The sequence below is a fragment of the Acinetobacter sp. SH20PTE14 genome (genome assembly GCF_021391555.1).
GTDB lineage: Bacteria > Pseudomonadota > Gammaproteobacteria > Pseudomonadales > Moraxellaceae > Acinetobacter > Acinetobacter amyesii.
On record NZ_CP090067.1, the window covers coordinates 2,717,987 to 2,733,621 of the forward strand.

The 15,635-nt window shown below is 42.5% G+C and carries 11 protein-coding genes, 2 tRNA genes, 3 rRNA genes and 1 pseudogene; 11 read left to right on the forward strand and 6 right to left on the reverse strand.

The annotated features are described in order from the left end of the window. Window positions 1-352 precede the first annotated feature (352 nt). The 4 genes and pseudogenes from LXF01_RS13295 (at window position 353) to LXF01_RS13310 (ending at window position 2,755) form a co-directional block, all read left to right on the forward strand. Window positions 353-712 (forward strand): annotated as a pseudogene (locus LXF01_RS13295) (roadblock/LC7 domain-containing protein). Between the two features lie 86 nt (window positions 713-798). Then, complete coding sequence (locus tag LXF01_RS13300; RefSeq protein ID WP_233944529.1) at window positions 799-1,773, forward strand: hypothetical protein; 975 nt, start codon at window positions 799-801, stop codon at window positions 1,771-1,773. 15 nt (window positions 1,774-1,788) lie between these two features. Next, window positions 1,789-2,334 carry a GTP-binding protein gene (locus LXF01_RS13305; RefSeq protein WP_078194282.1) on the forward strand — a complete coding sequence of 182 codons (546 nt, stop codon included), beginning with the start codon at window positions 1,789-1,791 and terminating at the stop codon, window positions 2,332-2,334. 10 nt (window positions 2,335-2,344) lie between these two features. After that, complete coding sequence (locus tag LXF01_RS13310; protein ID WP_078194283.1) at window positions 2,345-2,755, forward strand: roadblock/LC7 domain-containing protein; 411 nt, start codon at window positions 2,345-2,347, stop codon at window positions 2,753-2,755. Between the two features lie 174 nt (window positions 2,756-2,929). Here LXF01_RS13310 and rrf read toward each other — a convergent pair. From rrf to LXF01_RS13335, 5 genes are all read right to left on the reverse strand, one after another. Continuing rightward, window positions 2,930-3,044, reverse strand: a 5S ribosomal RNA gene (gene rrf, locus LXF01_RS13315). A 196-nt stretch (window positions 3,045-3,240) separates the two neighbouring features. Continuing rightward, window positions 3,241-6,134, reverse strand: a 23S ribosomal RNA gene (locus tag LXF01_RS13320). A 413-nt stretch (window positions 6,135-6,547) separates the two neighbouring features. Further along, window positions 6,548-6,623: transfer RNA gene (locus tag LXF01_RS13325), tRNA-Ala, on the reverse strand. A 74-nt stretch (window positions 6,624-6,697) separates the two neighbouring features. Continuing rightward, window positions 6,698-6,774, reverse strand: a tRNA-Ile gene (locus LXF01_RS13330). A 61-nt stretch (window positions 6,775-6,835) separates the two neighbouring features. Beyond that, a 16S ribosomal RNA gene (locus LXF01_RS13335) occupies window positions 6,836-8,374 on the reverse strand. The 16S, 23S and 5S rRNA genes sit together here with 2 tRNA genes alongside, the layout of an rRNA operon. A gap of 536 nt (window positions 8,375-8,910) precedes the next feature. Here LXF01_RS13335 and LXF01_RS13340 point away from each other — a divergent pair. From LXF01_RS13340 to LXF01_RS13370, 7 genes are all read left to right on the forward strand, one after another. Then, window positions 8,911-9,867 (forward strand): MlaA family lipoprotein, encoded by a 957-nt coding sequence (locus tag LXF01_RS13340; RefSeq protein ID WP_078189556.1) that lies wholly within the window; start codon window positions 8,911-8,913, stop codon window positions 9,865-9,867. A gap of 98 nt (window positions 9,868-9,965) precedes the next feature. Next, on the forward strand, window positions 9,966-10,934 hold the full coding sequence (gigA, locus tag LXF01_RS13345; protein ID WP_078189557.1) for an RsbU family protein phosphatase GigA: 969 nt from the start codon (window positions 9,966-9,968) through the stop codon (window positions 10,932-10,934). A 112-nt stretch (window positions 10,935-11,046) separates the two neighbouring features. Beyond that, on the forward strand, window positions 11,047-11,565 hold the full coding sequence (gene gigB, locus LXF01_RS13350; protein ID WP_078189558.1) for an anti-anti-sigma factor GigB: 519 nt from the start codon (window positions 11,047-11,049) through the stop codon (window positions 11,563-11,565). A gap of 32 nt (window positions 11,566-11,597) precedes the next feature. Beyond that, entirely contained in the window at window positions 11,598-12,422 is an 825-nt protein-coding gene (locus LXF01_RS13355; RefSeq protein WP_180090401.1) for a carbon-nitrogen hydrolase family protein, read from the forward strand. Window positions 12,423-12,517: 95 nt separating this feature from the next. Then, window positions 12,518-12,943, forward strand: a complete 426-nt coding sequence (locus LXF01_RS13360; protein ID WP_078189560.1) for an organic hydroperoxide resistance protein — start codon at window positions 12,518-12,520, stop codon at window positions 12,941-12,943. Between the two features lie 203 nt (window positions 12,944-13,146). After that, the gene (locus LXF01_RS13365; protein WP_180042424.1) at window positions 13,147-13,539 is read left to right on the forward strand and encodes a DUF4951 domain-containing protein; all 393 of its coding nucleotides are present in this window, start codon (window positions 13,147-13,149) and stop codon (window positions 13,537-13,539) included. Window positions 13,540-13,710: 171 nt separating this feature from the next. Beyond that, a complete protein-coding gene (locus LXF01_RS13370; RefSeq protein ID WP_180007244.1) occupies window positions 13,711-14,061 on the forward strand; it encodes a hypothetical protein in 351 nt (116 codons plus the stop codon). A gap of 56 nt (window positions 14,062-14,117) precedes the next feature. Here LXF01_RS13370 and gspE read toward each other — a convergent pair whose 3' ends face one another. Beyond that, on the reverse strand, window positions 14,118-15,605 hold the full coding sequence (gene gspE, locus LXF01_RS13375) for a type II secretion system ATPase GspE (RefSeq protein ID WP_233944530.1): 1,488 nt from the start codon (window positions 15,603-15,605) through the stop codon (window positions 14,118-14,120). Between the last annotated feature and the right edge of the window lie 30 nt (window positions 15,606-15,635).

A 15,635-nucleotide genomic window follows, 5' to 3' on the forward strand; every position in this document is an offset into this window, starting at 1 on the left:
CTTTAGATCACTTTTTGTTTATATTTTGTAAATTACTTAACTTTATTTTGCAAAAATAGAGTTTTGTCACACCATTTACAAAATATTACATTTGAATTTTTGGTAAAATTTATATCAAAAATGAAGTCCGAAAACACATAAAAAAATATATACAGTAAATTAAATCACATTTTTTAAATCCAAAAACTTAACGCTATATTTAGAAAATATTATCCTTTTAAAGCAAAAAATTAATTTTATTGCAATGCCCCTTACGCTTCCTATAATTAAATTATGTAGTTAAAAACGCTAGTTTAATTACCTAAATATCTACAAATAATAATCATGTATAACCTAAAAGAGGGGCATAAAAATGGCTAAAGTTTCATTAGAATCACTCACAACAATCGACGGTTTTTATGCAGCGGCACTGGTAGACGGTGAAAGTGGCCTAGCTATGGCGACACAAGGCGGTTGAGATATTGATTTAGAATTAGCAGCTGCCGGAAATACTGAAGTGGTTCGCTCCAAAAGACGTGTTGCTCAGTCACTCAATTTAGATGATCACATTGTCGATATTTTAATTACCTTAGGAAAGCAGTATCACTTAATTCGTCCACTGGAAAATAATGAATCCGTATTCTTATATTTAGTACTTGATCGTGCCAAAGCAAACCTAGCCATGGCTCGACACGAATTAAAAACTTATGAAAAAAGTTTAGATTTTGCTTAATTTCACCCAACCCTCCTATACCAATAAGAGGGTTTTTTATTCCCAAAATGTTTTACAGATTTGAATAAAATTAGTCGAGGAACACCATGAATAAGCAATATATCAATATCGGCATTGCTGGATTAAGTATTCATGATTCAGATCAACTCAAACATCAGCTTTACGCAATTTTTCCACAGCACTTTAATATCCAATGGAAAAGTGCATCTGATATGAATCTCGATTGCTTATTTATTCATGAGCGTTTTTTTGACACCGAAGGAATTCAAAAAATATTAACGCGCCGCGCTTTACCTTGGCTCAAGATCTCGAAAGACAACCAACAATCAGGGCGTGTCAGAAACAATACGCTGTTCCTACCCATGGATGACAATCAAGAGCTCAATCAATGGATTGATAAACATCTCGTCAGCCATAATGACCTTAACGAATCCATTGAGCATGCTCAACATGATCAAATCCAGAGCTTTAGCGATTTTAATTTGGAGGATGATTACTTCAAAAAAATGTATGCAGAAGATAATCATGAAAAATTACACCTATATGATGATCTAGGCACAATAGCGGTAATCGATACCGCGCAAAATATAGCTTGGCTCAACCTCGAGCGTCAACTTCAACACACAGATGCTAGTTTTAAATATGATTTCGCATCAATTGAAGATATGACCCATGTAAGTCGAAAGCACCCCGTCATCCTTCAAGACTGGATATGGAATCTATTTTGGCAAACTCCGAATTTTTACCAAACAGTTCCTGAAGATGGTCATTTTCGAATTTTAAGCTGGCCAAAACCTGCTGAACATTTATCTCATAAACAAATTTTTCAACTTTCTGCATGTTTTATCCAGGGTGCAAAGATATCAACCATTGCAGAACAGTATGATATTCCCCTCAGCACTGTTCGACAGTTCATTGCTGCGAATATGGCATCACTGAATATAAAAAAAATAAATCTTTGGGATAAACATTACACACCACCCGAAAAGCATGAACCAACAGAAGAAAAGAACTTTGTACAAAACTTCTTTAGTAAGTTACGCCGTAAATTTGGATTTTAGAATAGGACATCAAACATGATTCTTCAGCAATATAAAATTGTCTTTGCTGGTTCTATGGGTGCTGGAAAAACTGAAGCGATCCGTTCACTTTCTGATATCCCAGTTTTACTGACCGAGGCGTTTAATACAGATCAAACCAGCCATCAAAAACTTGAAACCACAGTAGGTATCGACTACGGAGAAGTGACCTTAGAAGATGGTTTAAAAATAGGTTTATATGGTACCCCTGGACAAAGTCGTTTTGATTTTATTTGGCCAGTGATTTGTCAAGGCGCAATCGGGACGATTATTCTGATTGATCATAATGTTAATGACCCCTTAAGTGAACTCGAAAGCTACTTAGAAACCTTCCAAAACTATACAGATAACATAGCCATTGGAATTACCCATACAGACGAAATCACAAGTTCAACGAATACTGCTATCTACAAAGATTGGCTGATTAGTCAGGACTTATATTCGCCCCTATTCTTTATTGACTGTCGCAAAAAATCTGACGTTTTACTGCTACTTGAAGCTTTAATTACCTCAATCGAAGTAAATCACTACATTACCGCATAAGGAGCTATTAATGTTTAATGTCACAAAACGCACCGCTTCGAATGAGTTAATACAACATGCCCGTGAACAAATAAATAATATTATTAACAATGCACGAGGCGTTCATTTCATCATGGTGTGTTCAACAGATGGATTTGAGCTAACGAGTGTTTACAAACGTGGGCAATATAACAATAGCAAGTTAGCTGCGGTTAGCAGCTCTATCCTTGCAATGGTGTCAGCATTTATTAAAGAAATTCATTTGGTCGGTTGTCAAAATATAACCTTAGATGCCGAAAATGGAAAAGCGATACTTGCATCTGTTGCTGCACAAAATCATCCCATGATTATTGTGGCATTGACTGATAAGGACATTTTATTAGGCCAAGTCTTATATATGCTTAAAGCTGCAACGCAATCAATTATTTCAGCGGATCAATAAACTTTATAGAAATATTGAAGACTATTAACTTTATATTTGAGTCAGAAATCTTCATTTATTCTTCACTTTAACTTATTCATTTTCCTATTCTATTCTTCTGCTTTTCTTCTTCCCTCTTTTCTCCGCACATAAAAAACCACCCCCTGCACTAGTCAGGGGGTGTTTCGAATAATGAGCTGGCGATGACTTACTCTCACATGGGTAACCCCACACTACCATCAGCGCTAAGAGGTTTCACTTCTGAGTTCGGGAAGGGATCAGGTGGTTCACTCTTGCTATTGTCGCCAGCACAACTGTTATGGATACTTGCTTAGTCTAATCTCAGAGCAGTGCTCTTCGTGCTAAGTTTTCTACCAAATGAGTTATTAACAGAAGTACTTGAGTTAATTTAAGGTGTTCATTTTATCTAGCTTTTCAACTAAATCAAGTTTGATTGATTATATGTGAATCAATTGATGCTTTACATACAACTGTTTGGGTGTTGTATAGTCAAGCCTCACGAGCAATTAGTATTGGTCAGCTTCATGCGTCACCGCACTTCCACATCCAACCTATCAACGTCGTAGTCTTCAACGGCTCTTTAGTGGACATAAAGTCCAAGGGAAATCTTATCTTGAGGTAGGCTTCCCGCTTAGATGCTTTCAGCGGTTATCCCTTCCGAACATAGCTACCCGGCGATGCGACTGGCGTCACAACCGGTACACCAGAGGTTCGTCCACTCTGGTCCTCTCGTACTAGGAGCAGATCCTCTCAAATTTCCAGCGCCCACGGTAGATAGGGACCGAACTGTCTCACGACGTTCTAAACCCAGCTCGCGTACCTCTTTAAATGGCGAACAGCCATACCCTTGGGACCTGCTTCAGCCCCAGGATGAGATGAGCCGACATCGAGGTGCCAAACACCGCCGTCGATATGAACTCTTGGGCGGTATCAGCCTGTTATCCCCAGAGTACCTTTTATCCGTTGAGCGATGGCCCTTCCATACAGAACCACCGGATCACTAAGACCTACTTTCGTACCTGCTCGACTTGTGGGTCTCGCAGTTAAGCGCGCTTTTGCCTTTATACTCTACGCGTGATTTCCGACCACGCTGAGCGCACCTTCGTACTCCTCCGTTACTCTTTAGGAGGAGACCGCCCCAGTCAAACTACCCACCAGACATGGTCCTCGCTCCAGATCATGGAGCAGAGTTAGAACCTCAATATTACCAGGGTGGTATTTCAAGATTGGCTCCACCGAAACTAGCGTCTCGGTTTCAAAGCCTCCCACCTATCCTACACAAGTAAGATCAAAGTTCAATGTCAAGCTGCAGTAAAGGTTCACGGGGTCTTTCCGTCTAGCCGCGGGTACACCGCATCTTCACGGCGATTTCGATTTCACTGAGCCTCTGCTGGAGACAGCGCCCCCATCATTATGCCATTCGTGCAGGTCGGAACTTACCCGACAAGGAATTTCGCTACCTTAGGACCGTTATAGTTACGGCCGCCGTTTACTGGGGCTTCGATCAAGAGCTTCGCTTACGCTAACCCCATCAATTAACCTTCCAGCACCGGGCAGGCATCACACCCTATACGTCCACTTTCGTGTTTGCAGAGTGCTATGTTTTTAATAAACAGTTGCAGGGGCCTGGTTTCTGTGGCTGCTCTCAGCTCAGGAAGCAAGTTCCATCACCAAAAGCAGCGTACCTTCTCCCGAAGTTACGGTACCATTTTGCCTAGTTCCTTCAGCAGAGTTCTCTCAAGCGCTTTGGTCTACTCGACCTGACCACCTGTGTCGGTTTCGGGTACGATTCCAGTGTAACTGAAGCTTAGAGACTTTTCCTGGAAGTATGGTATCAGCCACTTCACTGTACAAGTACAGCTTGCTGTCAGATCTCAGCATAGAGTACCCCGGATTTGCCTAAGATACATGCCTACTTCCTTTCACCTGGACAACCAACGCCAGGCTGACTTAACCTTCTCCGTCCTCTCATCGCATTACACTGAAGTATTGGAATATTAACCAATTTCCCATCGACTACGCCTCTCGGCCTCGCCTTAGGGGTCGACTCACCCAGCCCCGATTAACGTTGGACTGGAACCCTTGGTCTTTCAGCGAACGGGTTTTTCACCCGTTTTGTCGTTACTCACGTCAGCATTCGCACTTCTGATACCTCCAGCAGACTTCTCAATCCACCTTCATCGGCTTACAGAACGCTCCCCTACCACTTACACTTATGTGTAAATCCGCAGCTTCGGCATATAGTTTTAGCCCCGTTACATCTTCCGCGCAGGCCGACTCGACTAGTGAGCTATTACGCTTTCTTTAAAGGGTGGCTGCTTCTAAGCCAACCTCCTAGCTGTCTATGCCTTCCCACATCGTTTCCCACTTAACTATAATTTTGGGGCCTTAGCTGGCGGTCTGGATTGTTTTCCTCTTGACTACGGACGTTAGCACCCGCAGTCTGTCTCCCGGATAGTACTCATTGGTATTCGGAGTTTGCATCGGTTTGGTAAGTCGGGATGACCCCCTAGCCGAAACAGTGCTCTACCCCCAATGGTATTCGTCCGAGGCGCTACCTAAATAGCTTTCGGGGAGAACCAGCTATCACCGAGTTTGATTAGCCTTTCACCCCTATCCACAAGTCATCCCCTGGCTTTTCAACGACAGTGGGTTCGGTCCTCCAGTTAGTGTTACCCAACCTTCAACCTGCTCATGGATAGATCACCCGGTTTCGGGTCTACACCCAGCAACTAAACGCCCTATTAAGACTCGATTTCTCTACGGCTCCCCTAATCGGTTAACCTTGCTACTGAATGTAAGTCGCTGACCCATTATACAAAAGGTACGCAGTCACCAAACAAGTTGGCTCCCACTGCTTGTATGCATGCGGTTTCAGGATCTATTTCACTCCCCTCACAGGGGTTCTTTTCGCCTTTCCCTCACGGTACTGGTTCACTATCGGTCAGTCAGGAGTATTTAGCCTTGGAGGATGGTCCCCCCATATTCAGACAAGGTTTCACGTGCCTCGCCCTACTCGACATCATTATCTAAGCCCTTTCGTGTACAGGACTATCACCTACTATGGTCGCACTTCCCAGAGCGTTCCACTAAAGCTTAGATAACTTAATGGGCTTTTCCCCGTTCGCTCGCCGCTACTGAGGGAATCTCAATTGATTTCTTTTCCTAAGGGTACTGAGATGTTTCACTTCCCCTCGTTCGCCTCATAAACCTATGTATTCAGTTTATGATACCCGCCTTATAGCGGGTGGGTTTCCCCATTCAGAAATCTCCGGATCACAGGATATTTGCCGCCTCCCCGGAGCTTATCGCAGGCTATTACGTCTTTCATCGCCTCTGACTGCCAAGGCATCCACCACATGCACTTAATTACTTGACTATACAACCCCAAACAGTCGTTTGATCCTACAAGTAGATCAACCAACATTACAGTTTAGAGCTTCGTGAATTTAATCACTGTACAGCTTCAATTAGATTCATATACCAAAACGCTTGATTCAGTTAATTTCGCTAGTAACTCATTTCATTCAACTTTCACAATTGCTTGTTAGGTTAAATCAAACGAGTATGAACAAATTATTTCAACTCAAATATATTCTGTTAATGATTTTTCCAGCCTTCGTCAGGTCAGGAAACTGTGATAAATCACAGAGCTTAATAACAATGAAGCGAATCATACGCTACTTTGTTGCTAAGCTCTATAACCTAAACACTTGATCGCTTAAGGACTAAGCTAACAATCATTTGATTGTTTATTTTAGCTTCGTTCTTTATACATTCCGAAGGAATGTATGGTGGAGACTAGGAGAGTCGAACTCCTGACCTCCTGCGTGCAAAGCAGGCGCTCTACCAACTAAGCTAAGTCCCCAGCTTATCAATAAGTCAATGTTTCTGATTCTCTGTTTGCTTCCGTATTTTATTCAAATACTTCGTTAGTCAGAATGGTGGGTCTGACAAGACTTGAACTTGTGACCCCACGCTTATCAAGCGTGTGCTCTAACCAACTGAGCTACAGACCCTCAGATACATCGTCATGAAGAACAACTTGTTGTGGATTCTTACCAATCATCAATCTTTCGTTAAGGAGGTGATCCAGCCGCAGGTTCCCCTACGGCTACCTTGTTACGACTTCACCCCAGTCATCGGCCACACCGTGGTAAGCGTCCTCCTTACGGTTAGACTACCTACTTCTGGTGCAACAAACTCCCATGGTGTGACGGGCGGTGTGTACAAGGCCCGGGAACGTATTCACCGCGGCATTCTGATCCGCGATTACTAGCGATTCCGACTTCATGGAGTCGAGTTGCAGACTCCAATCCGGACTACGATCGGCTTTTTGAGATTAGCATCTCCTCGCGGAGTAGCAACCCTTTGTACCGACCATTGTAGCACGTGTGTAGCCCTGGTCGTAAGGGCCATGATGACTTGACGTCGTCCCCGCCTTCCTCCAGTTTGTCACTGGCAGTATCCTTAAAGTTCCCGGCTTAACCCGCTGGCAAATAAGGAAAAGGGTTGCGCTCGTTGCGGGACTTAACCCAACATCTCACGACACGAGCTGACGACAGCCATGCAGCACCTGTATGTAAGTTCCCGAAGGCACCAATCCATCTCTGGAAAGTTCTTACTATGTCAAGACCAGGTAAGGTTCTTCGCGTTGCATCGAATTAAACCACATGCTCCACCGCTTGTGCGGGCCCCCGTCAATTCATTTGAGTTTTAGTCTTGCGACCGTACTCCCCAGGCGGTCTACTTATCGCGTTAGCTGCGCCACTAAAGCCTCAAAGGCCCCAACGGCTAGTAGACATCGTTTACGGCATGGACTACCAGGGTATCTAATCCTGTTTGCTCCCCATGCTTTCGTGCCTCAGCGTCAGTATTAGGCCAGATGGCTGCCTTCGCCATCGGTATTCCTCCAGATCTCTACGCATTTCACCGCTACACCTGGAATTCTACCATCCTCTCCCATACTCTAGCTTCCCAGTATCGAATGCAATTCCCAAGTTAAGCTCGGGGATTTCACATCCGACTTAAAAAGCCGCCTACGCACGCTTTACGCCCAGTAAATCCGATTAACGCTCGCACCCTCTGTATTACCGCGGCTGCTGGCACAGAGTTAGCCGGTGCTTATTCTGCGAGTAACGTCCACTATCTCTGGGTATTAACCAAAGTAGCCTCCTCCTCGCTTAAAGTGCTTTACAACCAAAAGGCCTTCTTCACACACGCGGCATGGCTGGATCAGGGTTCCCCCCATTGTCCAATATTCCCCACTGCTGCCTCCCGTAGGAGTCTGGGCCGTGTCTCAGTCCCAGTGTGGCGGATCATCCTCTCAGACCCGCTACAGATCGTCGCCTTGGTAGGCCTTTACCCCACCAACTAGCTAATCCGACTTAGGCTCATCTATTAGCGCAAGGTCCGAAGATCCCCTGCTTTCTCCCGTAGGACGTATGCGGTATTAGCATCCCTTTCGAAATGTTGTCCCCCACTAATAGGCAGATTCCTAAGCATTACTCACCCGTCCGCCGCTAGAAATCGGTAGCAAGCTACCTATTCCCGCTCGACTTGCATGTGTTAAGCCTGCCGCCAGCGTTCAATCTGAGCCATGATCAAACTCTTCAGTTTAAAATCAATAGTACATATAGTGTACCAATCTTGGCTCATCAATTACTGACAAAAATTTGCTCAAATAAACTTCGAGTAATTTCTACCATCAATCAATGAAAATAATTTCGATCGATCAATCAGTAAAAATCCACACAAGTTGTTCTTCATAATCTCTTAATGATCTTCTTGTTGGTTCGTCACCAGCAAGCTAGGTCGGCTATATTACTCTTTATTTCTAAAGAGTCAACCAGTAATTCAAATTATTTTTAAACTTTCTTTCTAAAACCCAACTTAATCAATTCAACCAAGTCATTGTTTTATCAGAAGTTTTAATCTTCATCACCGCCGATGGATGTGCATTCTACAGCATTTCTGATCCAACGCAACACCTTTTTTTAAATAATTATTTTGAGCGCACATTTTTCACTCAAATTACATTTTTTCATTCATATTTTGATCAAATTTGGTTTAATAGTAATAAATCAGGATTATTTGAACGTTTTTACTTATTATACGGCAAACATTTTGCCGCGCTAAAAGCGTCAGGACTATATATGCGCCAAACTTCTTTTTTATATGCAGGATTATTGTCACTTGTCGTAACAACACCTGTATTTGCAAATGACGAGGCTTCAGCACCTGTTGCTCAAGACTCAGAAGCTGCCAATAAATCAAAAACACAACAACTTGCGCATGCTGCGATGGTCAAGTCATCTGAAGTTGCAAAAAAATTATCTGTAAATGCCAATGCAGCACAATCAGAAGAAGATAAAGACCCTTTCCAACCGATCAACCGGAAAGTTTACGCATTTAATGATTATTTAGATGTCCATATTGCCCGCCCTGCTGCTGTGCAATATGTAGCAAAAACTCCAAAGGATATTCGTGAATCTTATCGTTTATTCCGTAAAAATTTGGGCGAACCTTGGAATGCATTTAACCAACTCATTCAAGGACGACCGACACGTGCCGCAAAAAGTCTGGGGCGTTTTACTGTTAATACACTGACAACTTTAGGCTTTGCTGACCCTGCAAGCCGTCTAGGTCTAGAAACCGAAGATGAAAACTTTGGCGCGACTTTAGGTTATTACGGTATTCCTTCTGGTCCTTATATTGTTCTACCAGTGCTTGGTCCAAGCACATTGCGCCAAACCGTCGGTCTAGCAGTAGATAGTCAAGGACGTCCACAGAAATATATGCTTGATGGTCATGATGTGGCGTATTGGTCTGAGCAAACTTTACGTGGAATCGATACTCGCGCTCAATTACTGGATATTGAAGGTGTATTACAAGGCGATAAATACGCTCAAATTCGTGATATTTATTTGCAACGCCTGAACTATTCTATTGCTGAGAAAAAAGGTATTGCTGAAGAAAACTTATTTATTGATGAAGAAGATGACGATATTGATGAATCTGAAGATAATTCAACAGACGTTTCATCTGATGATTCTACCGATTTCATTGATGATAGCAGTTCAGATGATACTGACACGGTAACAACTGAATAAATAAAATTTTTCAATTGGCTGGTGTGGTTTTTCCCTCCAGCCATCATTAGCTTGCTATAGTACACTTATTGTCTATCGAAGGATTCATCTAATTCTTTATGTATTTCATTCAACCTACTCGTGATATTCCATATTTAGATCAGGTACTTGATGCGCTTCCTAGCGTACAAATGATTAACATTGAAGATCTAGACTTGTATGATCCAACGATCATTGCAATTGCTGATGTTGCTGACTTTTTAAATCACCAATGGACACTTCCTACCATTGTGCTCGCTTTTGAGCATGAAGGTGCTGCATTAGCTCAAGCTTGGCAACAAGGTGCTTTAGCAGGATGGGTTTGGGATCATATTCCAACCAACCTTCAAGTGGCACTCACTAAAATTGATGCGCAATACAAACGTAATCAAGACAGCCGTGATCTCCCTTCTGCTGCAGATTTGCAAAAACGTTTACTGCCAAATCCAATCGAACTCCACAACTATAAAGTTGAAACATTCTTCCAACCATCTGCTTATTTATCGGGTGATTGGTACGATTACTGGAAAATCAGTGATAAAGAAATCATGTTTTATCTCGCAGATGTGTCTGGTCATGGGGTAACGAGTAGTTTACTAACCTCTTGGATGGCTGCTTTCCACGGTCGTTCAAAAACCCCGAGAGAACTCATCAAAAAGCTCAATGGCATGTTGGTTCAAGAAAATATTGAAAAGCACATTACCATGATTGCGGGGATACTTAATCTCGATACGCATGTCTTGAAATGGTCTAGTGCAGGCCATTATCCGCCGGCCATTTTATTTGAACCCGGTCTTCCCGCGCGAATTTTAAATACCAGTAGCTTTCCACTTGGCTTAACTGAAGACCTAGAAGTTGAAGAGTTTGAATTTACCTTAAATCGTTATTCACGCTTTGTAATTTGCTCGGATGGCGCACTTGAACCTTTTGACGGTGGATTGAATGAACAGCTAGGTCAATTGGTCTATCACTTGCAAAATCAATCATTTCAAGCACCAGACCATGTTGCTGATGATATTGCCATCCTAAGTTTACGTCGAATCAATTAATCACGAAATCAATCACTTAAACCGAATACGACTTTCTGATCATAGTCGGCTACTTGAGTAAGCTGTGCCCCTATGGGATAATTTACTATCCTTCTCTGCAAATGGCATTTATATGTCAACAGGTCATGTTGAATATGCAAGCTTGAACGGAACGCATATTTTTAAGCTTATTGGCGAAGTGCGTGCCCAATCTTGTATTAGTCTAGACAAGTTATTAAACAAAATTGAACAGCAACAAAATGTCGTCGGTGCAATCGTTGATTTAACCCAAACGACATTTATCGATAGTACTGTCCTTGGCATTTTGGCTAAACTGGGTTTGAAGCTCAAACAAGTTCACCATATCCAAGCGGTAATGTTGTCTACAAACTCTGATATCACAACGCTTGCCAATAGCATGGGTTTAGGTCAGGTGTTTGTTATTTTGAATTATTGTGGTGATCCAAGTGTATGCACTCGCGCACTTATGGAAGAACACATTACCCATAGCAATATGCTGAATACGGTTTTAGATGCACACAAAACGCTGATGAAACTAAATGATAGCAACCAAAATATGTTTGAGCCTTTGGTCAAACAACTGCAAAAAGAGCAGGACAATCTAGAGCAACCCAAGCAGCAAAATGTCTAATTTAGGTTAATCACAGCAGAGACCCTCTTCGCATGACTTTACTTTCCGTTGCACAAATGAATTCTCAAAATGACATTGAAGATAACTTCAAAGTGATCGAATCATTGATGCAACAAAGTCAGGCTCAAGGTGCGAGTCTCATTGTATTTCCTGAAAATTTTGTCTGCTTTGCCGCAGGTAAACAACGCGAAACCGCGGCGCAATTTGAAAGTATTCAGCAGCGACTAGAACAACTCGCACATCGTTATCAACTTTGGATTGTTGCGGGCACACTCCCATGCCCTTATCGTCCAGATGGTTCAATCATTCAAGATGGCCGTGTCCGTACGGTCAGCCTGTGTATCAGCCCTGAACGTACCGAAGCACGTTATGACAAAATTCATTTATTTGATGTGCAAGTTGGTGACGCTGTCGGTGGCTATCAAGAATCAAAATTCTTTGAACCTGGTACTGAAACCGTAGTTGCAACAACACCTTTTGGCAATATTGGCCTGATGGTGTGCTACGACTTGCGCTTTCCTGAACTGGCTTTGAAACTTCGTAGCCAAGGTGCAAACATTTTAACGGCGCCTGCAGCTTTTACTTATACCACAGGTGAAATGCACTGGCAGTTGTTACTGCAAGCTCGTGCCATGGATAGTCAATGTGCTGTACTGGGTGCCGCACAACAAGGCTGGCATGGTGAAAAGCGTCAAACTTGGGGTCATGCTGGAGCAAGCAACAGCCGTGGTCAAATTTTAGCAATCACCGCAGAAGAAGGCGCTCAACTACTCACATTTCCTTTTGACTTAGACGAACAGCAGCAGATTCGTGCATCAATGCCACTGATGCAGCACCGTGTTTTGGTTCAATATTGATTTTCACTCTGTATAAAATTACAAAAAAACTGAATATTATTTAAACAAAATCCCCCACGATATGATTTTGAACCATCATCTGAGGGATTAGAAAAATGACTTTAGAAAAAGCAGTTTATACAGCCCATGCAAAAGCCACTGGTGGTCGTGATGGTCGTGCAACGACGTCCGATGGTCATTTAGATGTTCAATTGGCGGTGCCGAAAATTATGGGGGGTACAGGTAATGGTACGAATCCTGAACAACTCTTCGCCGCTGGTTATTCAGCCTGTTTTTTAGGTGCAATGAAATTTGTGTCTAACCGAGATAAAATTTCGATTGCCCCTGCTGCCTATGTTGAAGGTGATGTTGGTATCGGCCCTATTCCGACAGGATTTGGTATTGAAGTGACGCTTAATATTCATCTTGAGGGTATGGATGCAAGCGAGGCACAGAAATTGGTCGATGCTGCACATATTGTTTGCCCCTATTCAAATGCGACCCGAAACAATATTAATGTCACTTTAAATGTTTTGACTTAAATCCATTTGTACCTATCTATACAAAGCACTGTTTTAATTCCTTATAAAATAGTGCTTTGAACTTTTTTGACTTCTACAAATCTACAGCTGAGCTCAAAATAAAGCCTTATCCATTTCCAATGCATTTAAATATTCTTATTCAGCTACCAAAACCTTGCTAAAATATATAACGATTATTATTTACATTCATTTGTTGATCTATGATGCTTAAACCTCTCCTTATCAGTACATTGCTAATCAGCGCATCCACACTAAGTTTTGCCGAATTAACCCTATCTGAAAAAGTCCGTCCTCAGATTAAATCCTTGGTCAATCCAGATATTCAACGTCTTGCGCTACCGCCAACACCGAACAACATGTCTTTACCTGCCTATGGTCAAGGCATCATTGGTTGGGGTACAGGCCCAGAAGGTGCTGCAGCGCGCTTAGCCAACATCACCAAAGCCGACGTTGAAAAGCTTAAAACTCAAGATGTCACTTTAGAGATGGTTCAAACTTGGCAAAAGTTTTATGAAAATGAAACGCAGCGCAATGCAGGTAACCCAACCGCGCCCATTCGTGCTGAATTGATGAAGAAAGTTGTCAGTTTGTGGTAAGTGAAAGACCGTACAGCCCATATTTTTGGGCTGTTTTTGTTCAAATTAAAATAAAAAATTATGAGACATTCGATAGAAAGAATAATGAATAAAATTTAAAAAATGTTTAATATTCAAACTATAATTAACTATACATCCATAAAAAATTAAAATCATTTTCAGGACTTTACAATGAAAACATACTTTTCGATGCTTTTTCTAAGCTTGGCCTTAGCCGCATGTAGCCAAACACCTGCGCCTGATTTTTCAGGGGAATGGAAACAAACACCTGACACGGAGAGCCTACGCAAACTTTCCATTAGCAAACAAGGCGATGACTACCAAATTAAAGACGAATTTTGGCTCGATAAAAATAATACTGAGCGCACTTCTAGTGCTTCATCCGGTATGGCCGAAGTGAATAATGATGTTTTGAAATATAAAGAGAGCAATAGCATTGAAATGAAACTCAGTGATGCAACTCACCTCACTCTGACAGATAAAGCATACGATGCTGTTATTCATTTTGAAAAGATTAACTAAAGCAAAGCCCCGAGTCCTTGCACAGGCTTGGGGGCTTTTTTTATAATTCACACCGACTATTCAGCCGCTTCATTGGTTACACGTAAAACCTCTTCTATCGTGGTTTTACCTGCCAAAACTTTACGCAATCCATCATCACGAATTGAACCCGCATTTGCACGTACATGATTTTCTAACTCAAACTCAGCAGCATTACCATGGATGAGGCGACGTGTTTGCTCATCAATCGGGACGATTTCATAAATTGCGGTACGCCCTGTAAATCCAGTATGCGAGCATTGTTCACAGCCTTTAGGTTGTGGCAATTTTAATTCGGTCGAGGCATCGAGATGCTTAAATAAGTCTTTTTCAAAATCATCGGCATCATGCCAAGTCGCACAGTGACGGCACAAGGTTCGAACCAAACGCTGCGCCACAACACCGATCAGAGAGCTTGAAAGTAGAAAGGGTTCAATCCCCATGTCTTTAAGACGGGTCACAGCACCGATTGCTGTATTGGTATGCAGCGTGGAAAGTACCAAGTGGCCTGTTAATGACGCTTGTACTGCAATTTCAGCAGTTTCTAAATCACGAATCTCCCCGACCATCACCACATCTGGGTCTTGGCGGAGCATGGCTTTTAATGCACGAGCAAAGGTCATATCCACTTTGGTATTGACCTGCGTCTGCCCGATCCCTTCAAGTTGATACTCAATTGGATCTTCCGCAGTCAATATATTTTTTGAACCATCATTTAGATCAGACAATGCCGCATATAAGGTGGTGGTTTTACCCGAACCCGTTGGTCCCGTAACCAAAATAATGCCATGCGGACGATGTACCAGTTGTTTCAATCGATCATAGTCATGCTGCATCAAGCCCAAATGGGTCATGTTTAAACGCCCAGCTTGTTTATCGAGTAAACGCATCACCACACGTTCACCATAGGAAGATGGTAAGGTTGATACACGAACATCAACTTCTCGGCCCGCCAAACGTAGTGAAATACGACCATCTTGTGGAATTCGCTTTTCTGCAATATCGAGTTTGGCCATGACTTTGATCCGTGACACCAACAGTGGTGCTAGTTCACGACGTGGCTGCACAATTTCACGTAACTGACCATCGACACGTAAGCGGACAGACAGCTTTTTTTCAAAAGATTCGATATGAATATCTGAAGCACCGACACGGATCGCTTCAGACAATAAGGCATTGATTAAGCGTACAATCGGTGCATCATCTTCCTGATCCATCAGATCTTCAGCTTCTGGTACAGAGTCCGCAAGGCTAAGTAAATCAGGATGATCTTCCAGACCCGCTGCCACTTGTTGAGACTCACCGGTGTCTCCGGCAAAGCTTGCACTGAGTAATTGATTAAATTCTTGCTCGCTACATAATTGATATTGTGCAGGATGCCCTAAATAGCGACGTGCTTCTTGTAAAGCCAACAGTGGCGTGCTGTCACGACGCACAATAAAAGCTTGATCACCCTCATATCGAAGCAATACGCCATGACGTTTGGCAAAACTATATGGTATTTGTAATTGTTTAAGTACTTGCATCACGCATTATAATGATGAAAAAAGTTGTTT